Genomic DNA, 25,495 nt, shown 5'->3' with positions numbered 1-25,495 from the left:
GGCAGTAATGGCAAATCTTTCCCATCCTTGGGCAGAACCCATGCCCGATAGCCAGTTTCAGCTGATGCACGATATTCTGGCCGCCCCCAGTCCAATTGGGCTTGAGGGTGCGATGTCTCACGGTGTTATCAAGCCCTACTTTGAATCTTTTGCGCCTGCTGGCTGGGCTGTGCAATCGTTTAAAGGCCATGCCGGGGTGATCCTTGATACCCACCCAGGTGATGACGATCGCTTTAAAGTGATGGTGATTGGGCATGCCGATAAAATTCGCATGCAGGTTCGTAGTATTGGCGATGATGGAAAGATCTGGATCAATAGTGATTCATTTCTGCCCACCACATTAATTGGCCATGAGGTCAGCCTGTTTAGTGAAGACCCGGCGGCACCGGGGTCTTACCGACGTATTGACGGTGGAACCGTTGAAGCGCTTGGTGCTATCCATTTCGCTGATCCTAAACTGCGCTCTGGCGAGCGTGGAGTTCGCAAAGAGCAGCTTTATCTTGAGCTTCATATTCACGGCGCAGATAAGAAAAAACAAATCGAGGGATTAGGCATACGTCCTGGGGATAGCATCCTAATGAATCGCCCAATTCGCCGAGGGTTTGGGCCTGATACCTTTTACGGTGCTTATCTAGACAATGGGTTAGGTTGCTTTGTCGCAGCAGAAGCGGCACGCCTTGTTGCTGAGTCGGGTGGCGCAAAAAACATTCGCATGCTCTTTACCATTGCGACCTATGAGGAAATTGGCCGTTTTGGTAGTCGGGTGATGGCGGGAGAGCTCCGTCCCGATGCCATTATTGGCGTTGATGTGAACCATGACTATGCGGCGGCTCCAGGCATTGGTGATCGTCGTATGGCGCCTATCGAAATGGGTAAAGGCTTCACCATGAGCGTTGGCTCCATCGTTAGCGAGCAGCTTAATCGCCGTATTGAAACGGTGGCCAATAACCTAGAAATCCCCATGCAGCGCGATGTGGTTGGTGTAGATACGGGGACTGACGGGATGGCGGGCGTGCTGGGCAACGTGGATTGTGCCGCCACCTCCGTGGGTATGCCGTTGCGCAATATGCACACGATCTCTGAAAGTGCTTGTACGCGTGATGTTTTAGCCTGTACCCATGCGGTGGCAGGTACCTTGCAGGCGCTGGATAAAGAAGAGACACAGCCCGGTGTGTTGGCAGTAGCCTTCTGCAATAACCATCCGCGTCTGGATTCTGCACAACCACTCAAGCACCCGGGGTTTGAGTCGGATTAGGCTAACCAACACCAGTGACTGGGTAGCGCCATGGGCATAAGTTCAACATGGTTTGGATTGCTCGTGGCGCTATCCATCGGCGTATTGGTGGGGCTAGAGCGCGGCTGGCATCATCGAAAACTCGCCGAGGGTAATCGTACCCTAGGCCTGCGCAGTTTTATGCTTATTGGGCTAGCTGGTGGTGCCGCCGGCTTATTGGCATTAAACAGTGAGGGTGGTTGGATTGTGGCCATTGGCCTAGCGCTTCTCGGTGCGTTGCTTGTGCTGAGTCGATGGCAAGAAGCCGTTCGGTCAGCCGATCTGGGCTTGACCACAGAAATTGCGGCTGTTGGTGTCTACCTGCTGGGTGCGCTTGCGGTTATGGGCGATACGCTACTGGCACTCGGGTCGGGCGTGGGTGTGGCTCTAATTCTTGGTTACAAGCCGCGGCTGCACGCTTGGATGAATTGGCTTGACCAAATGGAGCTGCGCGCCATTTTGCAGCTAGCACTGATTAGTGCGGTTATCCTTCCTCTTTTGCCAAAAACCGGAATGGGCCCTTGGGAAGTCTGGGTGCCTTATGAACTCTGGTTAATGGTGGTGCTGATTAGTGCGATTGGCTTTATTGGGCATTTTGCCGTGCGTCTTTTGGGGACTCAGCGAGGGGTGTTTGTAACGGGTATCTTTGCGGGGCTGGCCTCATCCACCGCATTAACGCTCAATCTTTCTCGAGCCGCGCGTCAGCAGCCGGCCTATCAAAACCTCTTTGCCGCAGCAATTATCATGGCAAGCAGCATGATGTTTCCGCGAGTGTTAGTTCTTTTAGCGGTGGTGAAACCGGCGCTTTTGCCGAGCTTGTTAGGCCCATTTATTGCGGTTGGCCTCACGGGTACGCTGATTTCAGTGGCTCTGTTGTGGCAAGGGCAGAAAGCCCCGGACCATCCTAAAACTCCGCCGTTGAGTCGCGCGGTAGATCTTGCTGCTGCCTTACGCTTTGGGGCGTTGCTCGCGGGGGTCGTGTTAATTGCAGAGGCGGTCCGCCGATTTGCCGGTGACGTCGGCGTTTACTTGTTTTCAGCTTTATCGGGCTTAACGGATGTTGATGCCATTACCCTCTCGCTTGCACGAATGGCAGAAGGTTCGCTTGCGCCCGAAACTGCCGTCACCGGAATCTTAATCGCGGCGCTGGCCAATACTTTCGTCAAACTAGGGCTTTCAGTTGTGGTGGGTGGAACCGCACTGGGCCTGCGCGTGGCTGTCGGACTCGGTGGGGTTATTATTGTTGGCGCTGCAGCGGGCTTGCTGTTATGGATTTAGCGTCGGTGAGGGCCGCGTTGGGTTTGGCAAAGTCTATCTTGGTGTACGGCATGCCGTGGCGGCAGCCCAGTTTAAGGCGGCATTATCAACCCTTTATTCAGTCTGATGACTTAGTATTTGATATTGGGGCCCATGTTGGGGATAGAACGCTCGCGTTTTTGCACCTTGGGGCGCGTGTTGTGGCCTGCGAGCCCCAGCCGCTGCCATTGGCCTATCTGCGATGGCGATTCCAGCGTTACCCGGGCGTTACCGTATTAGACAGCGCCGTGGGTGAAGCGGTGGGGACGGCACAACTGGCGGTCAGTGAAAGCAACCCGACCGTTTCGTCGATAGCAGCGGGTTGGCGCGAGACGATTACTCAGGAGAATGCCGGCTTTGCAGGTGTCCGTTGGAATCATCAAATTGAAGTGCCTGTGACCACCTTAAGTCAGCTCATTGCTGCCTACGGCAAGCCAGCATTTTGTAAAATCGATGTGGAGGGGCATGAGGCGGCCGTTCTTGCTGGGCTAGATCAACCCATTGCCGCGTTATCGTTTGAGTTTGTTCCGGGCAGTTTGTCGGTAGCAAGCGCATGTGTCGATCGACTCAGTCAACTGGGTGATTACGTGTTTAATATTTCGTATGGTGAACGACGCAAGCTGGAATTTCCCCAGTGGGTGGGGAATCACGGTATCCTGCGCTGGCTGGAATCCGCAGATCAGCAAAAAAAATCTGGCGATATTTATGCAAAACAAATCGAGCGAGGAGCTAAGGATTGATTAAACAAATATTGCTCACGATTGCGGTTACCATTGTTGCAATCCTCGTTATACAGGCCCGTCGGCGTGCTAAAACGGTTTCAACGGAAGAAGCGCAAACCGTAAAAAAAGGCATGTCACCCCAAGCAATCGCCGCTTGGATATTCCTCGCCATTATGATCGGAGCCGCTGTGGGTGCCGCGTTTCTTCATCGCGGTGGGTAGCGCTAGTGGGTCGTTGATGGCACTATAATGTTCAGTTGAACATTTTTGCTCGAATGAAAACCTCCGAAGGAGCGCGCCCGCCTTATGAGCCTGCCGGACCTTGGCCGTTACGGTCTTCTTGCCACCCAAATCCATCATAATCCCGATCCAAAAACGCTTTATGATCATGCCTTAGCCCAAGAGCCAAGCAGTGCCATTGCAGCATCTGGTGCGCTCATTGCGTTTTCGGGGGAAAAAACAGGCCGTAGTCCAAACGATAAGCGCCTGGTAAACGACCCGGAGTTTTCAGCGGATATTTGGTGGGGGCCCGTCAATAAGCCGATCGAGCCTGAGGGCTTTAAACAAGCGCGAAATATTGCGATTGAACATTTATCACAGGCAAATGGGCTGTATGTGATTGATGGGTATGCTGGTGCAGAGGAAAGCTGCCGCGTGGCCATACGAGTCATTTGTGAGCGCCCTTATCATGCTTTATTTATGCGCAACATGCTCATCATGCCTGAAGACGTTGGCCTTCCCGTTTTTGAAACGCCAGATTATACGATTCTTAACGCCGGGCGAGCGGCTGTTGGTACGCAGGTGATTCTCAGTTTAGCCGCCAAAGAGCTGGTTATTTTGGGTACTGAGTATGCGGGTGAGATGAAAAAAGGCGTGTTCACGCTCATGAATTATCTCATGCCAAAACAAGGGATTTTATCGATGCATTGCTCGGCCAATCAGGGTGAAGCCGGTGATGTATCGCTATTCTTTGGGCTTTCAGGAACGGGTAAGACAACCTTGTCCGCCGATCCATCACGGCATTTAATTGGCGATGATGAGCACTGCTGGAGCGATGCGGGTGTTGCGAATATTGAGGGCGGTTGTTATGCCAAGGTGATAGATCTTTCTGCCGAGGCAGAGCCTCAAATCCATGCAGCCATACGGTTTGGCGCCGTGCTTGAAAACGTGGTGCATAATCCAGAAACCGGGGAGGTTGATTATACCGATGGCAGCATCACCGAGAACACCCGTTGCGCTTATCCGGTCAGTCATGTTGAGCGTGCACTAATCCCAGGTGTTGGGCCCGCGCCGTCCCAAATAATGTTTCTTACCTGTGATGCCTTTAGTGTTCTTCCGCCGGTATCGCGTTTAACGCCGCAGCAAGCGATGTATCACTTTATGAGTGGGTATACGGCAAAGGTAGCCGGTACCGAGGTGGGAATTAGTGAGCCACAAGCCACTTTTTCGGCGTGTTTTGGCGCGCCGTTCTTAGTCTGGCACCCAGCGGTGTATGCGCGAATGCTTGAGGCGCGGTTAGAAAAACATGGCACAGATGTCTGGTTAATCAATACCGGCTGGACTGGTGGCCCATACGGGGTCGGTAAGCGTATGCGCTTAGCCTATACCCGTGCCATGATCGATGCGATCCATGCCAATGCTTTTGACAAGGTGGAATTCCGTCAAGATCCGGTTTTTGGCCTCGCTGTGCCAACGCAGTGCCCAGGGGTACCCGCAGAGGTGCTTGACCCGAGTCAGGCGTGGAGTGACCCCGCTGAGTATTGGCGGGCCGCTGCCGATTTGGCTGAATTATTTCGGCGCAATTTTGCGCAGTATGCCGATGAAACAGAAGCGCGTGTGCTGGCGGCAGGGCCGGCGTCTGCTGAGAGTATTCATCAGCTGGTTGCTAGCGCGGAGACGGTTTGATACCCAATTTGTTGAGCGTTTCTTGAGTAGGGTGGCCGTCTGGGACTAGGCCATTGGCAAGCTGGTAGGCACGAATGCCTTGACGGGTTGCTGGCCCCATTCGGCCATCGATGGGCCCCGAATCAAATCCAGCCTCACTGAGGGTAAGTTGTAGCTCACTGACTGCTTCGGTACTTAACGCAGGTTCGTTAGGGGGCGATTGAACCAGCGGTTCTGCACCGTTTAGCCGATCTGCCAGATGCCCAACGGCAAGCGCATAAAATTGCGATGGATTCCACCGCATGATCACATCAAAGTTGGGATAAACCAGAAATGCCGGCCCTTGTGCGCCGGCTGGTAATAAAAGGCGCGCGGTAATATCTGAGCTTGGCAGGGGGCTGCTATCTGCTTGCATTACACCCCGCGCTGACCAATCATCCACGCTGGCAGTGGTGTCTGTCAGTTGATAATCAAACGCCGCAGGCAGGCTAACTTCTCGGCCCCAGCGCTCTCCTGGTTCCCAGCCTCTCGCCCTTAAAAAGCGTGCTGCTGACTCGGCAGCATCGGCAAAATTGTCCCAAAGGTCGATAGACCCGTCACCGTCAGCGTCTACAGCGTGGTCACGATACACGCTTGGTAGAAACTGAAAATTGCCGACAGCGCCGGCCCAAGAGCCCTTCAATTGCTCGGGCGATACGGTGCCCGCATCAACTAACTGCAATGCTGCAATGAGCTCCTCACGAAAAAAAGCAGAACGGCGTGTGTCACATGCCAAGGTCGCCAGAGACCGCACGGTAGACATTCGACCGAGGTATTGCCCGTAGTTGGTTTCCAAACCCCAAAAAGCAACAAGGTAATGCGCGGGCACGCCGTGTTCGGCCGCAACACGATCCAAAATATTCGCTTGGTCTTTAAGCTGTTGTCGCCCTTGATTCAGGCGAGTCGGGCTAACTCGGGTTTCCAGATAATCGGCAAAAGTTTGGGTGAACTCGGGCTGTCTCCGATCAAATTCAATTACTTTGGGATCAGGGGTGACTTCAGAGAGAAGAGATTCAGACACCTGCTGACTGACCCCCTGTGCGGCGGCCGCCTCGGTGATGTCATTAAGACACACTTGAAACCCTGGGGTTGTAGGCTGTGCAACGGCACAAGCCGTGCAAAGGGCAGAACTCGCTATTATAAAAGCGAATCGATTGAGGCGCATGATTTGCTCCAAAGTGTGACCCGTCTGACTGCGTTGGATGATACCCTGCTTATTGAGTTATTCGCATCTACGGTAGAACAGTGATTGTTGCATTATTTTTGTTTGTGACCGTTCCTCTGGTCGAGCTTTTTCTGCTTATTGAGGTTGGAAAGGGCATTGGGGCGCTTTATACCATTGCCTTATGTCTGCTAACGGCAGCAATTGGTACGGCGTTATTGCGTCAGCAAGGTCTGCAGACGCTTGCGCGAGCGCGGCTCAATCTTGACAGAGGTACCTTGCCGGCCATTGAGCTCATTGAGGGAGTGGCTCTAGCTGTGGGCGGTGTGCTGTTGCTTACCCCCGGTTTCGTGACTGATGCGATCGGTTTTGCCTGTTTACTGCCATTCACTAGGCATTGGTTTGTGCAAATTGTCTTACGGCGCATCAAAGCCCAGCGTGGCGCTGTCGATCGGGTCACGATAGAGGGGGATTACGAGCGTCGTGATCCGCCGCGTGATTAGTCGGAGGATAGTCCGCTGCTGAGCCTGATTGGGATTCTTCTGCCGATTATTGCCATTATTGCGAGCGGCTGGTTGCTGGCCTATCGTGGATTTCTCTCCTCAACTGGGTTAAATGAAATTAGTTGGCTTTGCTATTGGATTGGTCTTCCAGCCTATCTAATTGCGCGCATTAGCGAGCTTAGCGCCGAGTGGGCGGCGCTTATCGACATGGTTGCTGTGTTAATGATCGCGACACTTGCAAGCATCCTAATCGCGACGGGGATTACCTGGATCTGGCGCCTACCTCTGCGCTCAGCGGTGGCCTTTATCCATTCTGGGTATCGAGGCAACCTAACCTTTATTGGTCTGCCAGTGGTTTTTTGGGCTTTTGCCGGCTCAAATGCTTCAAGTGAAATAGAAGCGGCCGCATTGGTCGCGTTTGCCCCATTAGTCATCTTTTACAACATCTTTGCCGTGCTAATCCTTCAATTGCCCAATGGTGTTAACTTTCGCTCCACCGGGTTGAACTCACTGCGGGGTGTTGCAACTAATCCGATTCTTATCGGTGTTGTGATTGGCCTAGTATTGGCAATCGTCAATTTCTCTTTGCCGGCGTTTTTGCAACGAACACTGACCGCATTGGGCCAAATGGCGTTGCCGCTGGCACTGCTATCGATTGGTGGGGCCCTCTATGGAACTCGCTTGCGAGGCAATCTGCAGTGGGCGGCATGTGCATCACTGATTAAAGTGGGCCTAACGCCCTTGATTGGTTGGGGCATTGGGGTAGGGATGGGGCTGGATGCCGATAGCCTGAGGCTTGTTGCGATATTTTTGGCAGCGCCCTGTGCTGCTGCTGGCTACGTGCTCGTTAAACAAATGAATGGCGACTCTGGGCTAGCAGCTAGCGCTATTGTATTAAGTCATTTATTTGCGCTGCCAGCGATGCTGCTTGTGTTGTTGTTGACCGCCTGATCCAGCTGAGCTATTGGTTTTCTATATCGCGCTAGCAAAATGTAAAGGCCTGGCGTTAAATACAAGGTAAAGACTGCCGCTAGGCTAAGGCCGCCAAATACCACCCATCCAATTGCTGCCCGAGATTCTGCGCCCGCGCCACTGCCTAAAATTAAGGGTAAGCCACTAAACACAGTCGCTAGAATTGTCATGGCAACCGGGCGTAAGCGGATGCGTGCACTGCCTAAGGCAGCGTCATAAACCGATTGCCCCTCGTCGCGCAGCTGGTTGGCAAACTCCACAATTAAGATACCGTTTTTAGCCATCAATCCAATTAGTAGAATCAGCCCAATCTGAGAGTAAATATTGATAGATGTACCCGTGATTGCCAGCGCAAATACCGCAGCGGCAAGCCCAAATGGAACGGTTAACATAACAACGGCGGCACTGGCGAGGCTTTCAAACTGGGCCGCTAACACCAAAAAGACAATCAACAACGCCAATGCATAGGTTAGCGCCACCTCTTGGCGGGTTTCCTGTAACGTTTCAGCTTCACCCAGTGGGATCATGCTGATATTGCTGGGCAGTGTCTCCCGCGCAAGGGTTGAAAGATCCTCAATGGCTTGTTGCATCGTGTAGTTATCATCAATCGCCAAATCGATATCGATTGCCCGCCTCTGGGCACGCCGGTCAAGCTCAGCTGCCACACTTTCTTCGCGAAAAGAAACCACACTCAATAGCGGCACCATCGCGCCGGAGTCAGCCCGAATGCGCAAATTGCGCAGATCTGCTGGGTTTTCTATCAGCCCCTGCAACGGTTCAACGCGAATCGGAATACTTTGGTCTTTCATATCAATATTGACGACTTCAAAGCCAGAGACCATCGCCTGCACAATATTGCCCAGGCCATCGAGTGGAACGCCCAACTCGGTGGCGCGCTGTCGATCGATATCGACACGCAGTTGTGGCTGTGTCGGGGAGTAGGATATGCGGGGTTGCGATAGCTGCGGTAAACGATCCTCAATGAGTGTAGTGAAATCCTGTGCGGCTGCATAAATCTCATCGTAGTCATCGCCAAGAAGCGCTATTTCTAAACCTGAGCCAATGCCACGCAGGCGCAGACTATTGGTGCTACCGACACGGATTTGAACGCCCGGCAGGTCAGCGAGCGCTGCACGCATGTCGTTAATAATTTCGGTTTGATGCCGCGTACGATCATCCCAATCAACCAGAGGGGCAACAATGAGTATGCGGTTAGGATCCCAGCGCCCCACAATCGTAAATAAACGGGCAATTTCGCCGGAATCTACCAAGGGTTGGAGCCGGTCTTGCATTCGACGCGCCTGAAGGTCGCTATATTTTAGTCCCGCACCGTCGGGCCCGGTGGCCACCACAAAGGTCAGGCTGCGGTCTTCGGTAGGCAGGAGTTCTTGGTCAATGCCTTGGTAGATCCAAATGGCCGATCCGAGCACTAGCGCGGCAGCAACAACAATAACGACTGGGCGTTTAATCAAATAACCAAGGCTACGCGCATATCCATGGGCAATGCGATTGCCCAACCGTTGCAGGTTGCGGCGTAGCCGGCCAGGGGGCGGGTCGGATTTAATGACCCGAGCCGCCATTGCTGGCACAAGCGAAAGCGCAGTGAAAGAGGAGATTGCGACGGCGACGCCAAGAATGACACCGAACTCTCTGAACAGTCGCCCCGCATCGCCCGGTAATAAGGAGATGGGCACAAACACGGCGATTAAAACCGCCGTGGTCGCAATAACGGCAAAGAAGACTTGATGGGTGCCGAGCAGTGCGGCGATATTGGGCTCAAGCCCCTCGCGGCGGCGTCTTTGTATGTTCTCAAGCACCACAATGGCATCATCAACAACCAGCCCGGTGGCCAATACCAATGCGAGAAGAGTTAATAAATTGACCGAAAACCCCAACAACCAAATTGCCGTTAATGTACCGGTTAATGCAAGTGGAATGGTCACAGCAGGGATGATGGTGGCGCGGATTGTGCCAATAAATAGCCAAATAACTAAAACAACGATGCCAATGGCTGCGGTCAGCGTAATAAGCACTTCTTGGATGGCACTTCTGACAAAACGCGCTTCATCTGACGTTTTAATCAATACGATATCGTCGAGGCGAGCGTTTAATCGTTCGATCGCCGCATCCAAACCACTCGATATCTCCAATGTATTGGATTGTGCCTGACGAATAATGCCAAGGCCGAGAATGGTTTCTCCGTTTAACTGCACCTCGCTGCGGGCGTCTGCAGGAGCCAAAATGGCCGTGGCAACTTCTCGTAGGGCAAGCCCTGGTCGGATCTCAATGGCCTTAAGCTGTTCGGCGGAGGTGATGGCAGCATTGGCCCTCACGCGAAGCTCTAATCCACTGCCGCGAAAGCTGCCGGCCGGCACGTCGAGATCAGCGTTCTTGAGCGCATCAATGACATCCGTCGGGTCCAGCTGATGGGCCGCAAGACGCAATGGATCGATGCTGACCCTTAGCTGACGCGGGCGATTCCCAAAAAGGCGCACATCCGCAACGCCGGATATCGATATCAGCTCAGGGACGATATCGGTCTCTACCCGCCGGGTTAGCTCATCAAGGGTGAGTTGGGGCGCCTGCACGGCAACTCGTGCCACAGGGCTTGCGTTTTGATCTGCTTTAATCACGGTTAAACGATCTAAATCGTTGGGCAAATTGCGCTCTATGCGCGATATCGCCTCGCGCACCTCAGACGCGGCACTGTCGAGATCGACGTTGGGATAAAACTCGACAACAACTCGGGTGCTCCCTTCTTCACTGGAGGCATTAATCGAGCGAACACCTGAAACGCGAGCAACCGCGCCCTCAATTCGACTCGTTACCTCGGCATCCATTGTTTCGGGCGCGGCCCCTGGGAATTGCGCGCTAACCGTTAAAACCGGCCGATCCACATCGGGGATTTCTCGAACTTCAACGCCAGCCAACGCAGCAAGCCCAGCGATGGCAATCAGTAGGTTGATAACGGTAATCAGAATAGGGCGTTGTATTCCGATTGCTGGCAGACCCCGCGGGGAAGGTTTCATTCACCCCCCTCAGATTGACGATTGATGGCGGGCAGGGGGTCTGTGCCATCGAGTTGCTCAGCGGTGGTAAAAGCCAATTCAACCCCGGGGCGAAGGCGTTGCACGCCCTCGATAACGACTTGTTCTCCAGGTTGAACATCACCGCGAATTAATGCGGCGCCATTTTGTCTGCCGACTAAGTTCACACCAACGCGTTCTGCTTGATTGTCACGCACCACCCAAATGTAGGCGCCACTATCACCCCATTGAACAGCGGTTTCAGCCACTTTAATTTGCTCGGTGCCGAGAAGCTCGGCGACCACCCGTAATGTCATGCCGGGCCGGAGCAAATCTTTGGTGTTATCAAGGGTGCTCTCCACGGTAAAAGTGGCCGTGTTTTGATCGATACGATTATCGATCTGTTTAATCTGCGCGGAGAGTTGCTCGCTAGGATTTGCCCATGGGTAGACTGAGACGGTATCGCCAACCGATAAGCGGCCAAAATACTGCTCGGGTATCGTGAATCGAACCTGTAGGCGCGATCGGTCATCGAGTTGAGCAATGAGGGTATCGGTATCGATGCGATCGCCCAATTGAACATCAGTTAAGCCGATGTACCCACTGAACGGAGCCAGCACGGTGCGGTCTGCGAGGTCGATCTGTGCTTGTTGAAGCTCAAGCTCTGCGATATCGACTGCCTTTTTTGCCTCATCAACGGTGGTTGGTGAAATAGCTGTCGGATCTTTTATCTGTTCATATCGAGTAAGCAGTTGCCTTGCGTCAGCGAGTTGAACTTCCGCAAGGACAAGCGCAATGGCTTCGCTTTGGGCATCAAGAGAGACAATGGGGTGGCCTTCATTTACGTAACCATCAGCCGGAATATTAATTTCAACAACCCGACCGCTACTGTCTGGATAAAGCGCAACAGAGTGTAGGGCCTGCGCTTTGCCCACTGCCTCTAGTGTGATTTGCTCGGTTACTTGATTGGCAACATCAACCACAACCACGGGCGATGCTGGCTGCGCATGTACGACAGTGGTTGCCAGCGAAAAGAAAAACAGTAGCCCGGCTACCAACCTGTCTTTGGTCAAAAATTAATCCTCTTTAGTCAGATCACGATACGCATGCCAGGTGGCGTGAGCCACTAATGGCATTATGACGATAAGACCGATAAATGCTGTCATCATTCCCAATGTAATTAACGCAACAATAATTAAGGCCCAAATGAGCAGAGCGGGGGTGTTTTTACGAACTGCGGTAACGCTAGCGATAGCGGCGGTAACCGGATCAATCGGCCCGGTCAGCAACATCGGCAACGCAATAACGCTCAACGAAAACACGATAGCAGCAAGAATAGCACCCGCTACTAAATAAACCATTAGAAAAGCAGGATCTGCGGCAATGAATAGACTATCCGTCCACCCTCCAGAGACCGTGGGTAGCCCTGCGCCATGGAATAGGGCAAATAAAATGGCGGAAATCCTCTCCCAAGACAGCAGAATAAACGCCAGCAGCACACCAAACATGCCGATTGACCAAGGATTCTTGCGCCATGCTGTTAATGAGTCCCAAAGGGTAATTTGCTCGCCTGCCTCTCTGGCCTGACTGAGGCGATAGAGCCCGATTCCTAAGAATGGCCCTGCTAAAAAAAATCCTGAAATGGAGGCTGTTAGTAGGTGGGGATAGCGGCCCGCAAGAGCAACGATAAGAAAACCGGTCAGAGCTAGAAGGACACCATAAGAAAGGCTTGCCAGTGGCCTTGCCGCAAAATCTTGTGCGCCTCGTTTTAGCCAAATTAAGCTGCGCCCCATAGGCACCTGCTGAATACTGAGTGTTGCTTGCATGTTATCTCTCCTTTTTTTTTACGGTGATAACACAAAAAAAGCCGCCAAGCACGAAGCTGGCGGCTTTTTATCAGCAAAGTTAAATCGAGTTTTACTTCGCTTTAGCAGCAGTCCGGGTGGAAGAGGCTGCTTTGCTAGCGGCGGTTGACGCAACGTCAGAAGCTGTTTTCACGTTGGTCTCAACTAGCTTGCGGGCTTCGTTCACGAAGTCTTGGTTCAGAGCGACCACTTTCTCGGCATCGCCTTTCACCCGCTCGCTGAGGTCTTGAGCAATTTTTTGCTGACCCTCGGCGTAGGCCTGAAGACCCTTGGTGTCTTTAATGTCTAACACTGCGCGGGCCTGGCCCATACCAATCTCTGTGTAGGTCTTGGCTGCTTCCATTTGGGCGTCGATCATTTTTTCTGCGTAGGCCATTGCCAGCTTCGCATACTCACGGGTTGGGCCCATGAACATTTTCTCAGCCTGTTCATTGTATTTGGTAAATGCATCCATACTCATGTCAATATCCTCTATCGTTACAAACAAGTTGGCTTCAAACTCAAGGTTCTCGACCTTGTTGCAGTGCATCATACAGGATTGTTTTGTTGCGGTGCAACACTTTTTTTATTAGATCGGTCTGTGGAGTGCACGGGATGGTAATTAGTGAGCTAAAACAGTTGGTTAATGATTTTCACACGCTCTGGATGAGTGGTGATCAGGCGATTTTTTTCCAATTTGTAAGCCTAATTATTGCTGTTTTTCTTGTTTATTACGGGGCGCTTGCACTTGGAAATCGGCTACTCAGAGGCCGTCATCAGCTGGGTTTTGAGGCCACAGCGGTTAGCGTACGCGCGCTTAGTTTTGGTATTGGCTGGCTGAGCCTCACCATTATGTTCAGCGAGGCAAGTGCTTGGCATGATATGGCGCGCCGTTTTCTTTGGGTTTTCTTAACGGTCGGAATTCTGGGGCGCGGGGTAACGCGCTTACCATGGCCAACCACCTTCAAATGGCACTTGCGAGCGCTGTTAGTAATTGCGGGATACGGTGGGTTTTGGCTGGTGCCAAGCTTATTAACCTATAACAGCACGCTGGGTTGGTTGCTAAATGGCATTGTGATCGCGGCAATGGTTGTGCTGGTGGTTCGCGTCGTTTGGGCACAGCGAGCAATCGTTAAGTCGTTACTGTTGAGCTTAGAAACCGCACAAGTCGGTTTTGTGTTCGCTGGTGTACTGCATCTCGTTGCATCAGTGTGGCATTGGCTCAGCTTAGCTGCCGCGTTCGGGGTTGGGGTGGCCAGCATCGCCTTAGGGCCGAGTGTTGCGGGATTTCTGGGGCTGGCGATTGCTCAGACCGCCGTGTTTTTAGCCGTGGCACTTTTAATCAGTCGAGCGGTAGAAAGTTGTGCAGCGTTACAAGCGTTTATGCCGGGCTCTGTAGCGACGCGATACCCCGCCGTTGCCAAACGCGTATCGAAATGGGTGCCTCGTGTATTGCGCGCTTTACACGTGCCCATCGCCATTTTGTTTGCGGTGGCTGTTGTGCATGCCTGGAATGTGCTGCATGTCGAGGCCATTGTGTCGTCTCCCTTGGGTTTGTCTGTGTTGGAGTCGCTGGCAAACATCCTTTTAATCCTCTTGCTCACCGGTGTTGTATGGCTTTTAGTAATGAGCTGGATCGAAGATCGACTGAATCCGGATATCGGCCAAGGCGCGCCGGGATCGAGAGAAAAGACTTTATTGACTCTGTTTAAAAATGCGGCCGCTATTGCGATTGTGGTGATGGCTAGCATGATTTTGCTCGCTGAACTGGGTATGAATATCGGACCGCTGATTGCTGGGGCGGGTGTCATTGGTCTGGCGGTGGGGTTTGGTGCCCAAAAACTCGTCCAAGACATTATTACCGGTATCTTTATCCAAATTGAGGATGCAATCCATGCTGATGACTACATTACTGCGGCAGGAATCAGCGGCACCGTAGAGCGGTTGAGTTTGCGGTCAATCGCGTTGCGTGATCTTACCGGTACACTGCATATTATTCCTTTCTCCTCAGTCGATCTGGTTTCAAATTTTACGCGTGATTTTGGCTACCACCTGGGCGTTTATGGGGTGGCGTATCGCGAAAATATTGGCGAGGTGATAGAGCAATTGCATGTCGCCTATGACCAACTGATCAATGAGAGTGAGCTCGCTGACGCAGTGGCTGGCCCCCTAGAGATGGATGGAGTAACCGCACTGGATAGTAGTTCGGTCAATATTCGAGTGCGCATTCGCACCGCGCCGGGTATGCAGTGGGCGGTGGGGCGTGCGTTTAACCGGATCGTGAAAGAAACCTTTGATGAAGCAGGCATTGAAATACCCTTCCCACATATGACCGTTTGGTTCGGTGAGGACAAAGCTGGGAACGCACCACCAGCGCCATTACGTATCCTTAAAGAGGAGTAACCGCGGTGATTTCTGCTTGTGTGTGTTTAACGCGCCATTGCACTTCATGGCCAGCCAGCGTCATGCCGTACTGCTGATCGGGGCGCTGGCGATGATAAGCAGGGCGGGGGTCAGCCGCCACGGTTTGAGCAATTAATTGAGAAAGCTTGGGGGCTATTGTGCTCTCCAGCCCCGGTGCCCAGATTACCGATAGCTTTTCACTGGGCTGCTCAAAACCTAGGGGTGGGATTGCGTCAGGGAGACTGTCAATTTCAGGTAGGTAAGGCTTCACATCGTAAATGGGTGTGCCATCCATCAAATCAACGCCGCCGAGTTTAAGGCCCACGGGAGGTTGATCAAGCACCTCAAGCAGCCGCAATACTGAAAGGCCTAGACCATTAGGGCGAAAGGGTGAGCGGGTTGAAAAAACCCCTAAACGACGATTACCGCCAAGCCGAGGTGGGCGCACCATGGGCCGCCACGGCTCAGTTTTAATCGCATGAAAGCCAAAAATAACCCAAATATGCGAGGCGGTCTCTAGCCCGCGAAGCGCGTCGGGGTCGTTATAAGGTGGTAGGAAGGTTAAGACGGCCTCGGCATCCGGCACAATGCCGGGCTGGCGAGGCGTGCCGAAACGGCTTGTGAAAACGCTTTGCAGCGTCGCTATCGGTTTGATCTCCATGTCACAATTATAATGCTTTACAATTTGGCTATGCAGTATCAAACAATCGATCAATGCGTGGGCAACACGCCCTTAGTTCTCCTTCAGCGTCTTGTCGATACTGGGTCCAATACGGTGTTGCTCAAGCTTGAAGGCAATAACCCAGCGGGCTCGGTAAAAGATCGGCCTGCGATGAATATGATTACCGCCGCAGAGGCGCGCGGCGAAATCACCCCCGGCGATACCCTGATTGAAGCCACGAGCGGCAATACCGGCATTGCGCTGGCAATGGCGGCCGCCGTAAAGGGCTATCGCATGGTTTTAATTATGCCGGCCAATATGACAACCGAGCGTCGGGCGTCGATGCGCGCCTACGGCGCTGAGCTGGTGTTGGTAAGCCAAGAAGAAGGGATGGAAGGTGCTCGAGACTTAGCGATGCGGATGCAGGCAGAGGGTAAGGGGCGAGTTCTCGATCAATTCTCAAACCCCGATAACTGGGGTGCCCATTATAACGGCACCGGCCCTGAGGTATGGCGCGACACCCAAGGCAAGGTCACTCATTTTGTCAGCTCGATGGGTACCACCGGCACGATCATGGGGGTATCTCGATACCTCAGAGAACAGAACCCCAATATTCAAATCGTGGGGGCGCAGCCAACAGAGGGGTCGAGCATCCCGGGTATTCGTAAGTGGCCGCAGGCCTATTTGCCTAAAATTTATGAACCAGAGCGCGTTGACCGCATCGTAGAGGTAAGCCAGGCAGATGCTGAAGAAATGACGCGCCGGCTCGCAGCGGAGGAGGGTGTATTTGCCGGTGTCTCCAGTGGCGGCACGCTTTGGGCAGCATTGCAAATTGCATCAGAAGTGGAAAATGCGGTGATTGTTAGCATCGTTTGCGATCGCGGTGATCGGTATCTCTCTAGCGGAGTCTTTCCAGATCAATGAACATTTTTGCGTTTGATATTGAAACCATCCCAGATGTTGCGGGTGGCCGGCGGCTTCATGACTTTGGCAATTTAGATGACAACGGCGTTGCCGAGGCGCTGTTGGCCATGCGTCGAGAAGAAACGGGCAATGATTTTCTGCGCCTGCCTTTGCATCGTGTTGTTGTCATCTCAGTGGCCGCGCTAATTGGCGATCGGTTCACGGTCTTCTCTTTAGGGGATGGAGGGGATGATGAAGCCGATTTAATTGGGCGGTTTTTTGAGGGAATCGAACGCTATCTGCCCAAACTGGTTAGCTGGAATGGCACGGGGTTTGATCTGCCCGTATTACATTATCGTGCGCTTTTGCATGGAATAAGCGCGCCGCGTTATTGGGAAACGGGTGACCAGGATCGCTCCTTTCGCTTTAACAACTATCATAGCCGGTATCACGACAGGCATACCGACTTAATGGATGTGCTAGCTGGATATTCACCACGAGCCGTTGCGCCCCTCGATCAAGTGGCAACGCTCTGTGGCTTTCCGGGAAAATTGGGAATGAGCGGCGGCTTAGTTCGTGAGGCGATCGAACGAGGGGAATTTGCCGCGGTGCGTGATTATTGTGAGCACGATGTTTTGAACACTTATCTGCTTTGGCTGCGCTTTGAGCAAATGCGCGGCAACCTTGATGCGATTGACTATGCCCGAGAAACTGGATTAGTTCGGCAAACGCTGAAAGAGGCGAACAAACCCCATCTTCAACAGTTTCTCGATGCGTGGGTGGAATAACTGAATGGGAAGACGGCAAGGTCGGCGTTTACCGGCAGAACCTGTAGACGTAGAAATTGAGCGCCTAAGCCATGAAGGACGCGGCATTGCCCATCACGATGGGCGGGTTATGTTCATTCAAGGAGCGCTGCCCGGCGAAAAGGTCAGTGCAAAGATTCTCAAACGACGTCGGCAGCAGGATGAGGGGCAAGCACTTAGCGTTGAGCAACCTGCGCCTGATCGAGTTGATCCACCCTGTGTACATGCGGGCATCTGTGGTGGATGTAGCCTTCAGCATATGTCGGTGGAGGCGCAACTTAAGCATAAATCCGAAAGTCTGGCGGAATTATTAAGTCGGGTGGGGCAGGTCAGCCCCAATCGATGGCTCCCGCCGCTAACCGGTCCCACCAGTGGCTACCGGCGGCGTGCGCGGCTGGGCGCTAAATTTGTTCCCCGTAAGGGCGATCGCGTTTTAGTGGGGTTCCGGGAGCGCTTCGCGCGCTTTATTGCTGACATTGATCGCTGCGAGGTACTCGATGTTCGGGTTGGCGAGCGTTTATCTGATCTAGCGGGATTGATTCGGAGTTTGGATATTCCCGATCGGATTGCGCAAATAGAAGTGGCAGCCGGCGATGATGAGGTAGGCTTAGTGTTTCGCAATTTGCGGCCATTAAGCCCAACCGATCGCGACAAGCTCATTGCTTTTGGAAAAGCACATCAAATTTTAATGTTTGAGCAACCCGGCAACGAGCAGACCGTTGCCCCCGTGGGGCATACGCAGTCGCTGATCCACTATTCGTTACCCGAGTTTGATTTGCGCTTGGCATTTTCGCCTACTGATTTCACGCAAATTAATGCTTCAATAAATCGGCAGATGGTGCATCAAGCCATCGAGCTATTAGCCGTTGATCCTACGCATCGCGTGCTTGATCTATTTTGTGGCCTTGGCAATTTCACCTTACCGATAGCTCGCCAAGCCGCCGAGGTGATTGGCGTAGAGGGGGCTGATTCACTGGTTGAGCGCGGTCAGGAAAACGCGCTGCACAACGGGATTGATAACGTAAAATTTACCGCGGCAGATCTAACAGATACCAACTCTCAACCCCTGCAGTCATTTGGCAAAATAGATCGGGTGCTATTGGATCCGCCGCGCTCTGGCGCGCTTGAAGTTTTACCGGCGGTGGCAGCGCTCGGTGCAGAGCGTATTGTTTATGTCTCATGCGGGCCAGCTACATTTGCCAGAGACGCCGGTGAATTAGTGCACACGCATGGCTATCGGCTAGAAGCGGTTGGAGTGATGGATATGTTTCCGCATACCAGTCATGCTGAAGCAATGGGATTGTTTGTGAGGTCTGCATGAACGGAACGGTAGAAGTGCTTTCGCGCGAGACAGTGTACGAAGGCTTTTTTCGGATGACCCGGTTTAAGCTCAGACACGCACTTTTCGAAGGTGGTCTTACGGACACCCTAGTGCGCGAGCGGTTCGAGCGCGGGCATGCCGTTGGCGTTTTACTCTACGACCCGTGGGAAGACGCCGTTGTTCTGGTTGAGCAGTTTCGTATTGGGGCGTTGGAATTAGCCGGCGGTGCTTGGTTGCTTGAAACAGTAGCCGGCATTATCGAACCGGGTGAATCGCCCGAAGATGTGGCAATTCGGGAAACGCGTGAAGAGGCGGACATTGAAATTGGCGAGCTGGAATCCATAGCCCATTATCTGATAAGCCCCGGTGGCAGCTCACAAACGGTGCAGCTTTTTTGTGCACCGCTCGATAGCCGTAACCTGCGTCTTGAGGGGCATGGAAACCCAGAAGAGGGCGAAGATATTCGCCTTCACGTTATTCCCGCTGACCAAGCCATTGCGATGCTCGATAGCCGCGGATTTCAAGCTGCAATGCCGATCATTGCGCTGCAATGGTTAGCGCTTAATCGCGAGACGCTACAATCGCGTTGGCAAGATCTTCCGCGAGGCCCGTATAACCCGCCGGCGTAAGCGCCTTTAACGACGACTTCACGTCTGCTGGCAGCTCTAGGCTGTCTACAAACTTTATTAAGGCAGCTTGATCGACACGTCGGCCACGCGTTAATGATTTGAGCTTTTCGTAGGGTTGCTCGATACCATGTCGGCGCATCACGGTTTGGATAGCTTCTGCGAGGACCTCCCAGTTGGCATCAAGATCTGCTGCTAGCTGGTTATGATTGACTGCGAGCTTGCCTAGGCCGCGGCTGAGCGAGTGGTAGCCAATTACGCTATGGGCTAGGCCAACGCCAATGTTGCGTAGGGCCGTTGAGTCGGTCAGATCGCGCTGCCAGCGGGAGATCGGAAGTTTTCGTGCCAAGTGCTCGAGCATTGCATTTGCTACGCCCCAATTGCCCTCAGCATTTTCAAAATCAATCGGATTGACCTTATGCGGCATGGTTGAAGAGCCCACCTCGCCCTCAACGGTTTGTTGAGAGAAGTATCCCCAGGCGATGTAGCCCCAAAGGTCGCGGGCACAATCGATTAAAATCGTATTTAAACGCGCCAGATTATCAAAGAGCTCAGCAATGGCATCATGCGGCTCAATTTGGGTGGTCCACTCATTCCAAGTCAGGCCAAGGCTCTCTACATAGCGCCGAGAAAAGCCTATCCAATCAACATCAGGATAGGTCACGACATGGGCATTGAAATTGCCAACTGCACCATTGATCTTCCCAAGTATCGGGACATTCTCAAGCTGGTAAATCTGCCGCTGAAGCCGTGCAACCACATTGGCAAATTCTTTGCCAAGTGTAGTCGGGGATGCAGACTGGCCATGAGTTCTGGCTAGCATAGGGGTTGCGGCATGTTCTGCGGCCAGGTCACTTAGGGTATCGACAATTTTTGCGATGGCCGGAAGCAGGATTTCTTCGCGCGCCGCTTGAAGCATCAGGGCGTAGGCTAAGTTATTAATGTCCTCTGAGGTGCAAGCAAAGTGAACAAACTCCGAAATATCGGCAAGCTCTGCCTGTTTGGCCATCTGTTCTTTGATGAAGTACTCAACGGCTTTAACGTCATGATTGGTTACCGCTTCAATCGCTTTGACGCGTTCGGCATCCTTCTCGTTGAACGAGTCAGCGATGTTACTCATTGCGCCTAGTGCAGATTCGCTTAAGGCAGGCGCCTCAGGAATGCCTGGTTCTGCGGCTAACGCCTTGAGCCACTCAACCTCTACTTTTACCCGAAACCGAATTAATCCGTATTCGCTGGCAAGCGCTTGAAGGGGTGCAGTGCGGTTGCCATAGCGACCGTCAATTGGAGAGATAGCGGTAAGACGTGTGAGCTCCATTGGCAATATCCATTACGATAGTAAAACGACATTTTACGCCAACCGGAGAGAAATGATGAAACAACAGCCTACCCGCGTTGAAATTGACAGTTTGGGCGAGGTCAAAGTGCCGGCTGATGCACTCTATGGCGCGCAGACACAACGAGCCGTTAACCATTTCTCGATTGGCGGCCATGGAATGCCAAGGCGGTTTATCCAAGCGCTTGGGCTCATTAAAGCCGCCGCTGCCAAAGTGAATGCGCAGCTAGGAGACCTTGATCCTGTTTTAGCTGAGCACATCATTGTTGCTGCTGAAGCGGTGGCAGAGGGACGTCATGACGAGGCATTTCCGGTTGATGTCTTTCAAACAGGCTCAGGCACCAGCAGTAATATGAATGCCAATGAAGTGATCGCTACGCTGGCGTCACGTAGTGCCGAGCAGGTGGTCCACCCCAATGACCACGTCAATAGGGCGCAGAGCAGTAACGATGTGATTCCAACGGCAATCCATGTGTCGGCGGTATTGGCCTGCACGGAAGAGTTAATGCCTGCGTTGGCCCAACTGGAGGCAGATATAACGGCCCGGGCAAAAGGATTAGAGGATGTGATTACCACCGGTCGCACCCATTTGATGGATGCGATGCCGATTTCTCTAGGGCAAATGCTCAGCGGTTGGGCAGAACAAATTCGGCATGCTCAAGACCGAGTGAAGGGCACGCTTGAGCGGCTTTACCCGCTAGCACAGGGTGGCACTGCCGTAGGGACTGGGGTGAATGCACCGGCAGGCTTTGGTGACGCGGTGGCGGCTACGCTGGCCAACCGCACCGGCTTGCCGTTTTGCCGTAGCCAAAATTACTTTGAGAGCATCAGCACACAAGACGCCGCCGTAGAGCTGTCAGGGCAACTGCGCGTTATTGCGGTGGGTATGATGAAAATTAGTAACGATCTGCGCTGGATGAACTCAGGGCCGTTGGCGGGGTTAGGTGAAATTACGCTGCCGGTTTTGCAGCCGGGCAGTAGCATCATGCCGGGTAAGGTTAATCCCGTCATTCCCGAGGCCGTCACGCAAGTGGCTGCGCAGGTAATCGGTAACGATACCGCCATTACGGTGGCAGGGCAGTCGGGTAATTTTCAGCTCAATACAATGTTGCCGTTAGTCGCCAACAACCTGTTGCAGAGTATTGCTTTGCTGGCACGGGCATCACATGCGTTGGCTGAACAAGCCATTAGGGGGTTTGTGGTTAACCAAGATCGCATGGAGGCTGTGCTTCATCGCAACCCGATTTTGGTGACGGCACTTAATTCAGTGATTGGTTACGCCCGCGGCGCTGAGATCGCCAAGCGCGCTTATGCCGAAAATCGGCCCATTCGATCGGTGGCATTAGAGATGACCGATCTATCTGAGGAGGCGATTGATCAGCTATTAGATCCAGCCAACCTCATTTAAGGCGCTAAACGATCAAATCGTGAAAATGTTTGTGAACAGCCATCGGGCCCTACTGGGTCCAAGAACTGATGGGCCAGTCGGTAGTCTGCAGGACAGCTAAGGAGAGGGCCCTCGCAGATGGAGGAAAATGGCTGGCCGCCAAGGAGCCGGTGGACGGTGGTTAAAAACAGCGAGTCGACGAGGTGCTGGGCCATCAGCGTATGCATAACGTATGGGCCGGTGATCACATAGATCCGCCGATAGCTCAGTTGTGCGAGGGCATTGGCTAACGCCAAGCCACCGGGGCGATCAACGCCCGTTAAAGGCCGCACTTCCAAACCTGCTGCTTCGAGAGCCGCGGCCCGGGCAGGATCTGGGGCCTGCCCGGTGAGCACGATGATTCGCCGGCCCTGCTCCAAAAGCGGTAATGGTGGCGGAAAATCGAGGCTTTCGCTTAACACCGCCACGTCAGGTTGCGGTTTAAGACCGGCCTTACGGCGGTACTCGTGGATATCTGCAAATTTGGGGCCACTACCTATGGGCAAGATATCTTGGGCAGTGCCCGCCTTAAGCTCTCTGAGATAACGGCCTGAACTTAAGAGCAAATCTGCCTGCCCGGCTAATTCTTGAAGTAACCGCCAATCTCTTGGGTTAGCAACATGGCCGGGTACCGATTGTTGCCCGGTGGGGTCGGGCACAGCAATCCGGCCATCGAGGCTGGTGACGTAATTAGCGTAAATGTATGGGCCATATTTGCCTTGCGTTGGTAACGCTTCGGTCAGATAGAGCCCGTGCAGAGGCGCTTGTTCTACCGGGGCGGGGAAAATACGGGAAATACATTCAGTCATAGCCGAAGACGATACGGTAAACGGCATGCGTGCGCTAGAATTACGCTATGACGAACGCGGTAAAAAAACGGATAGACGGTATTTTAAAGACGCTGCCCAACGGGCCGGGCGTTTATCGGATGTTAGACGCGGATGGTGGCATTTTATATGTCGGTAAGGCCCGCAGCCTCAAACGCCGGGTAACCAGTTATTTTCGGGGCGGCGCGCATAACGCAAAAACGCAGGCATTAGTGGGTCAAATCCGTGACATTGCGATTACGGTGACGCATACCGAAGCCGAGGCGCTAATTCTTGAAAACACGCTAATTAAATCGCATCAGCCGCGTTATAACGTGTTGCTGCGTGATGATAAAAGCTACCCATACATTTACCTGTCTACTGAGCAGACTTTTCCGCGATTAACCTTTCATCGGGGCCAGGCTCGGGGAAAGGGCCGGTACTTTGGACCTTTTCCGTCCGCAACCGCCGTACGTGACACACTTAACCATCTGCAACGGGTCTTTCCGGTTCGTCAGTGTCGCGATAGCTTCTTTCGGCACCGAACACGACCCTGTTTGCAATATCAGATTGGTCGCTGCACCGGCCCCTGTGTTGGCCTTGTGAGCGAATCGGATTATGCCAAAGATGTTCGGCATGTTGAGATGTTCCTATCCGGCCAAAGCACGGAAGTGATTGACGAGCTCATCGAGCAGATGGAGGCCGCCTCGCTCGCATTAAACTTTGAGCATGCCGCGCAGCTTCGCGACCGTATTTCAAGCCTGCGGCGCATTCAAGAACGGCAGTATGTTGCAGGTGCCAAGGGCGATGTTGATGTGATCGCTTGTCGTCAGCGTGAGCATGTGACATGCGTGCAGATTTTTATCATTCGAGATGGTAGAAATTTAGGCAATCGTACCTATTTCCCGAAAGCGCCGGTGGGAACCCCCGTTGAGGAGGTGCTTTCGCAGTTTCTTGCACGGCATTATCTGGGCCAAGAAAAGCCACCAGAGCTCATCATTAATCAAACGCTAGATGATACCGAGCTGCTTGAAGAAGCGCTGTCTCAGGAAGCTGGACGACGGGTGCATATCCGCTCGAAGGTGCGGGGTGAGCGATTGCGTTGGCTTGGGATGGCGGAGCGCAATGTTGAGCATGCCCTAAGCGCGCGCATGGCCACTGATGCCGTCATGGAGGAGCGCTTTGAGGCATTGCGTGGGTTGTTAGAAATGGAACGCCCCATCAACCGTATTGAGTGCTTCGATATTAGCCACACCCAAGGTGAAGCCACCGTGGCCTCTTGTGTTGTATTTGGCCCGAATGGTGGGGCGATCAAAGACGATTACCGACGATTTAATATTGAAGGCGTGGCAGGGGGAGATGATTATGCGGCGATGGAGCAGGCAATTCGCCGGCGCTATACCCGCGTGCTTAATGAGTCTGGTGAGTTGCCGGACATTGTCCTCATTGATGGCGGGAAAGGGCAGCTGTCGCGCGCTGAGGCAGTGATTGCTGAGCTTGGCCTAGAAGGGCTGCGTCTGGTTTCGATTGCAAAAGGGCCCAGGCGTCGGGCCGGAGAGGAGGTGCTGCTCGTCTCTGATCCACCCGCAACCCTTCATCCGCCCGCGGAGTCGCCAGCCTTACACCTCCTACAACAAGCTCGTGACGAGGCGCACCGATTTGCGATTACCGGTCATCGCCAACGTCGTGGTAAGTCACGTTCACGCTCGGTTCTGGAAGATATTCCGGGTATTGGGGCAAGACGTCGACAGGCCTTAATAAAGCAATTTGGCGGCCTAAAAGGGCTCAAACGTGCTGGGGTTGAAGACCTGGCGCGGGTACCCGGCATAAGCAAAGCGCTTGCCGAGCAAATCTATTCTCATTTAACCGGTTGAGGCCGGATTAGCATGGTAGTCTTTGCCCCATGGAAATGAACCTGCCCAATATCTTAACGTGGCTGCGCATTGTACTCATTCCGGTGCTGGGGCTGCTTTTTTTACTGCCGACACCGTGGGCAAACGCGGCAGCTGCGGCCGTATTTGGCCTTGCTAGCATTACGGATTGGTTAGATGGCTATTTAGCACGCCGCTGGAATCAAATGTCAGCCTTTGGCGCATTTCTCGACCCGGTGGCAGATAAGCTTATTGTGGCCATTGCCCTTATTATCGTTGTGGTGGAAAGCCCCGGCGCTTTGCTCGCTATTCCCGCCGCCATCATTATTGGGCGAGAAATTGCGGTATCGGCGCTACGGGAATGGATGGCCGAGCTTGGGCTGCGCGCAAGCGTTGCCGTGGGTATGGTCGGTAAAATTAAAACAACCGCACAGATGGTTGCCATACTTTTACTGCTTTATCGGCATGATCTTGCAGGAATCCCTGTGTGGTCAATTGGTTTAGGGCTTCTCTATGTGGCCGCCGGCCTCACTTTATACTCAATGTTTTTGTATATGGGCGCCGCGGTAAGAGCTGTTCAGCGTATTCAGGGTTGACAGGATAAGCGGGCTGACTA

Annotated in this window: 23 protein-coding genes; 15 read left to right on the top strand and 8 right to left on the bottom strand. The window is 53.2% G+C overall.

The window, feature by feature from the left end:
* The first annotated feature begins 7 nt into the window (after positions 1-7).
* The 5 genes from GH984_RS01235 (at position 8) to pckA (ending at position 5,195) form a co-directional block, all read left to right on the top strand.
* Positions 8-1,255: a M20/M25/M40 family metallo-hydrolase gene (locus GH984_RS01235; protein WP_153718394.1), complete on the top strand. Its 1,248-nt coding sequence runs from the start codon at positions 8-10 to the stop codon at positions 1,253-1,255.
* Positions 1,256-1,285: 30 nt separating this feature from the next.
* Complete coding sequence (locus GH984_RS01230) at positions 1,286-2,551, top strand: MgtC/SapB family protein (protein ID WP_153718393.1); 1,266 nt, start codon at positions 1,286-1,288, stop codon at positions 2,549-2,551.
* Entirely contained in the window at positions 2,542-3,309 is a 768-nt protein-coding gene (locus GH984_RS01225) for an FkbM family methyltransferase (RefSeq protein ID WP_153718392.1), read from the top strand. Before GH984_RS01230 ends, GH984_RS01225 begins: the two co-directional genes overlap by 10 nt.
* On the top strand, positions 3,306-3,512 hold the full coding sequence (locus GH984_RS01220; protein ID WP_153718391.1) for a hypothetical protein: 207 nt from the start codon (positions 3,306-3,308) through the stop codon (positions 3,510-3,512). Before GH984_RS01225 ends, GH984_RS01220 begins: the two co-directional genes overlap by 4 nt.
* A gap of 84 nt (positions 3,513-3,596) precedes the next feature.
* Positions 3,597-5,195 carry a phosphoenolpyruvate carboxykinase (ATP) gene (gene pckA / locus GH984_RS01215; protein WP_153718390.1) on the top strand — a complete coding sequence of 533 codons (1,599 nt, stop codon included), beginning with the start codon at positions 3,597-3,599 and terminating at the stop codon, positions 5,193-5,195.
* Here pckA and GH984_RS01210 read toward each other — a convergent pair.
* On the bottom strand, positions 5,176-6,288 hold the full coding sequence (locus GH984_RS01210) for a lytic murein transglycosylase (RefSeq protein WP_369691882.1): 1,113 nt from the start codon (positions 6,286-6,288) through the stop codon (positions 5,176-5,178). The two genes, pckA and GH984_RS01210, sit on opposite strands and share 20 nt — an antisense overlap.
* A 170-nt stretch (positions 6,289-6,458) precedes the next feature.
* Between GH984_RS01210 and GH984_RS01205 the strand changes: the two genes are divergently transcribed.
* Positions 6,459-6,878 carry an FxsA family protein gene (locus tag GH984_RS01205; RefSeq protein ID WP_369691881.1) on the top strand — a complete coding sequence of 140 codons (420 nt, stop codon included), beginning with the start codon at positions 6,459-6,461 and terminating at the stop codon, positions 6,876-6,878.
* Between the two features lie 72 nt (positions 6,879-6,950).
* The gene (locus tag GH984_RS01200; protein WP_153718388.1) at positions 6,951-7,829 is read left to right on the top strand and encodes an AEC family transporter; all 879 of its coding nucleotides are present in this window, start codon (positions 6,951-6,953) and stop codon (positions 7,827-7,829) included.
* Here the strand turns inward: GH984_RS01200 and GH984_RS01195 are convergent.
* The 4 genes from GH984_RS01195 to GH984_RS01180 all read right to left on the bottom strand — a co-directional run bounded on the left by GH984_RS01195 (position 7,778) and on the right by GH984_RS01180 (position 13,201).
* A complete protein-coding gene (locus tag GH984_RS01195; RefSeq protein ID WP_153718387.1) occupies positions 7,778-10,879 on the bottom strand; it encodes an efflux RND transporter permease subunit in 3,102 nt (1,033 codons plus the stop codon). The genes GH984_RS01200 and GH984_RS01195 overlap by 52 nt on opposite strands.
* Complete coding sequence (locus GH984_RS01190; protein ID WP_153718386.1) at positions 10,876-11,949, bottom strand: efflux RND transporter periplasmic adaptor subunit; 1,074 nt, start codon at positions 11,947-11,949, stop codon at positions 10,876-10,878. Before GH984_RS01190 ends, GH984_RS01195 begins: the two co-directional genes overlap by 4 nt.
* A 3-nt stretch (positions 11,950-11,952) precedes the next feature.
* A complete protein-coding gene (locus GH984_RS01185) occupies positions 11,953-12,702 on the bottom strand; it encodes a DUF2189 domain-containing protein (protein ID WP_153718385.1) in 750 nt (249 codons plus the stop codon).
* Between the two features lie 91 nt (positions 12,703-12,793).
* Entirely contained in the window at positions 12,794-13,201 is a 408-nt protein-coding gene (locus GH984_RS01180) for a phasin family protein (RefSeq protein WP_153718384.1), read from the bottom strand.
* Positions 13,202-13,335: 134 nt separating this feature from the next.
* On the opposite strand from GH984_RS01180, the gene GH984_RS01175 reads away from it, so the two are divergent.
* Entirely contained in the window at positions 13,336-15,123 is a 1,788-nt protein-coding gene (locus GH984_RS01175) for a mechanosensitive ion channel domain-containing protein (protein ID WP_253939078.1), read from the top strand.
* Here GH984_RS01175 and tsaA read toward each other — a convergent pair.
* Positions 15,110-15,784, bottom strand: coding sequence for a tRNA (N6-threonylcarbamoyladenosine(37)-N6)-methyltransferase TrmO (tsaA, locus tag GH984_RS01170; protein ID WP_153718382.1), 675 nt, complete (start codon positions 15,782-15,784; stop codon positions 15,110-15,112). The two genes, GH984_RS01175 and tsaA, sit on opposite strands and share 14 nt — an antisense overlap.
* A gap of 30 nt (positions 15,785-15,814) precedes the next feature.
* Here tsaA and cysM point away from each other — a divergent pair, with 30 nt between their 5' ends.
* Genes cysM through GH984_RS01150 form a run of 4 tightly spaced genes read left to right on the top strand, consistent with a single transcriptional unit; the run spans position 15,815 to position 19,443 of the window.
* Positions 15,815-16,708, top strand: coding sequence for a cysteine synthase CysM (gene cysM, locus GH984_RS01165; RefSeq protein ID WP_153718381.1), 894 nt, complete (start codon positions 15,815-15,817; stop codon positions 16,706-16,708).
* Positions 16,705-17,475 (top strand): 3'-5' exonuclease, encoded by a 771-nt coding sequence (locus tag GH984_RS01160; RefSeq protein ID WP_153718380.1) that lies wholly within the window; start codon positions 16,705-16,707, stop codon positions 17,473-17,475. The genes cysM and GH984_RS01160 overlap by 4 nt, the downstream gene beginning before the upstream one ends.
* A 4-nt stretch (positions 17,476-17,479) precedes the next feature.
* Entirely contained in the window at positions 17,480-18,814 is a 1,335-nt protein-coding gene (gene rlmD, locus GH984_RS01155; RefSeq protein WP_153718379.1) for a 23S rRNA (uracil(1939)-C(5))-methyltransferase RlmD, read from the top strand.
* Complete coding sequence (locus GH984_RS01150; protein WP_153718378.1) at positions 18,811-19,443, top strand: NUDIX domain-containing protein; 633 nt, start codon at positions 18,811-18,813, stop codon at positions 19,441-19,443. The genes rlmD and GH984_RS01150 overlap by 4 nt, the downstream gene beginning before the upstream one ends.
* Here the strand turns inward: GH984_RS01150 and purB are convergent.
* Positions 19,376-20,758, bottom strand: coding sequence for an adenylosuccinate lyase (gene purB / locus GH984_RS01145; protein WP_153718377.1), 1,383 nt, complete (start codon positions 20,756-20,758; stop codon positions 19,376-19,378). The genes GH984_RS01150 and purB overlap by 68 nt on opposite strands.
* 55 nt (positions 20,759-20,813) lie before the next feature.
* On the opposite strand from purB, the gene GH984_RS01140 reads away from it, so the two are divergent.
* Positions 20,814-22,184 (top strand): class II fumarate hydratase, encoded by a 1,371-nt coding sequence (locus tag GH984_RS01140; RefSeq protein ID WP_153718376.1) that lies wholly within the window; start codon positions 20,814-20,816, stop codon positions 22,182-22,184.
* On the opposite strand, the gene GH984_RS01135 is transcribed toward GH984_RS01140, so the two are convergent.
* Entirely contained in the window at positions 22,181-23,038 is an 858-nt protein-coding gene (locus GH984_RS01135; RefSeq protein ID WP_153718375.1) for a RibD family protein, read from the bottom strand. The two genes, GH984_RS01140 and GH984_RS01135, sit on opposite strands and share 4 nt — an antisense overlap.
* A 20-nt stretch (positions 23,039-23,058) precedes the next feature.
* On the opposite strand from GH984_RS01135, the gene uvrC reads away from it, so the two are divergent.
* Complete coding sequence (gene uvrC, locus GH984_RS01130) at positions 23,059-24,882, top strand: excinuclease ABC subunit UvrC (RefSeq protein WP_153718374.1); 1,824 nt, start codon at positions 23,059-23,061, stop codon at positions 24,880-24,882.
* 29 nt (positions 24,883-24,911) lie between these two features.
* Positions 24,912-25,475, top strand: a complete 564-nt coding sequence (gene pgsA, locus GH984_RS01125) for a CDP-diacylglycerol--glycerol-3-phosphate 3-phosphatidyltransferase (RefSeq protein WP_153718373.1) — start codon at positions 24,912-24,914, stop codon at positions 25,473-25,475.
* Positions 25,476-25,495 lie beyond the last annotated feature (20 nt).

The organism is Spiribacter salilacus, assembly GCF_009649225.1.
Taxonomy (GTDB): Bacteria; Pseudomonadota; Gammaproteobacteria; order Nitrococcales; family Nitrococcaceae; genus Spiribacter; species Spiribacter salilacus.
Note: the sequence above shows the minus strand (reverse complement) of the source record. Positions and strands in the feature narration are given on the sequence as shown.

Excerpts from the sequence above, each read along its gene's own strand:
- GH984_RS01235 (WP_153718394.1), top strand. The coding sequence starts at position 8 with ATGGCAAATCTTTCCCATCCTTGGGCAGAACCCATGCCCGATAGCCAG.
- GH984_RS01230 (WP_153718393.1), top strand. The coding sequence starts at position 1,286 with ATGGGCATAAGTTCAACATGGTTTGGATTGCTCGTGGCGCTATCCATC.
- GH984_RS01225 (WP_153718392.1), top strand. The coding sequence starts at position 2,542 with ATGGATTTAGCGTCGGTGAGGGCCGCGTTGGGTTTGGCAAAGTCTATC.
- pckA (WP_153718390.1), top strand. The coding sequence starts at position 3,597 with ATGAGCCTGCCGGACCTTGGCCGTTACGGTCTTCTTGCCACCCAAATC.
- GH984_RS01195 (WP_153718387.1), bottom strand. The coding sequence starts at position 10,879 with ATGAAACCTTCCCCGCGGGGTCTGCCAGCAATCGGAATACAACGCCCT.
- GH984_RS01185 (WP_153718385.1), bottom strand. The coding sequence starts at position 12,702 with ATGCAAGCAACACTCAGTATTCAGCAGGTGCCTATGGGGCGCAGCTTA.
- GH984_RS01180 (WP_153718384.1), bottom strand. The coding sequence starts at position 13,201 with ATGAGTATGGATGCATTTACCAAATACAATGAACAGGCTGAGAAAATG.
- GH984_RS01175 (WP_253939078.1), top strand. The coding sequence starts at position 13,336 with ATGGTAATTAGTGAGCTAAAACAGTTGGTTAATGATTTTCACACGCTC.
- tsaA (WP_153718382.1), bottom strand. The coding sequence starts at position 15,784 with ATGGAGATCAAACCGATAGCGACGCTGCAAAGCGTTTTCACAAGCCGT.
- cysM (WP_153718381.1), top strand. The coding sequence starts at position 15,815 with ATGCAGTATCAAACAATCGATCAATGCGTGGGCAACACGCCCTTAGTT.
- GH984_RS01160 (WP_153718380.1), top strand. The coding sequence starts at position 16,705 with ATGAACATTTTTGCGTTTGATATTGAAACCATCCCAGATGTTGCGGGT.
- rlmD (WP_153718379.1), top strand. The coding sequence starts at position 17,480 with ATGGGAAGACGGCAAGGTCGGCGTTTACCGGCAGAACCTGTAGACGTA.
- GH984_RS01150 (WP_153718378.1), top strand. The coding sequence starts at position 18,811 with ATGAACGGAACGGTAGAAGTGCTTTCGCGCGAGACAGTGTACGAAGGC.
- purB (WP_153718377.1), bottom strand. The coding sequence starts at position 20,758 with ATGGAGCTCACACGTCTTACCGCTATCTCTCCAATTGACGGTCGCTAT.
- GH984_RS01140 (WP_153718376.1), top strand. The coding sequence starts at position 20,814 with ATGAAACAACAGCCTACCCGCGTTGAAATTGACAGTTTGGGCGAGGTC.
- GH984_RS01135 (WP_153718375.1), bottom strand. The coding sequence starts at position 23,038 with ATGCCGTTTACCGTATCGTCTTCGGCTATGACTGAATGTATTTCCCGT.
- uvrC (WP_153718374.1), top strand. The coding sequence starts at position 23,059 with ATGACGAACGCGGTAAAAAAACGGATAGACGGTATTTTAAAGACGCTG.
- pgsA (WP_153718373.1), top strand. The coding sequence starts at position 24,912 with ATGGAAATGAACCTGCCCAATATCTTAACGTGGCTGCGCATTGTACTC.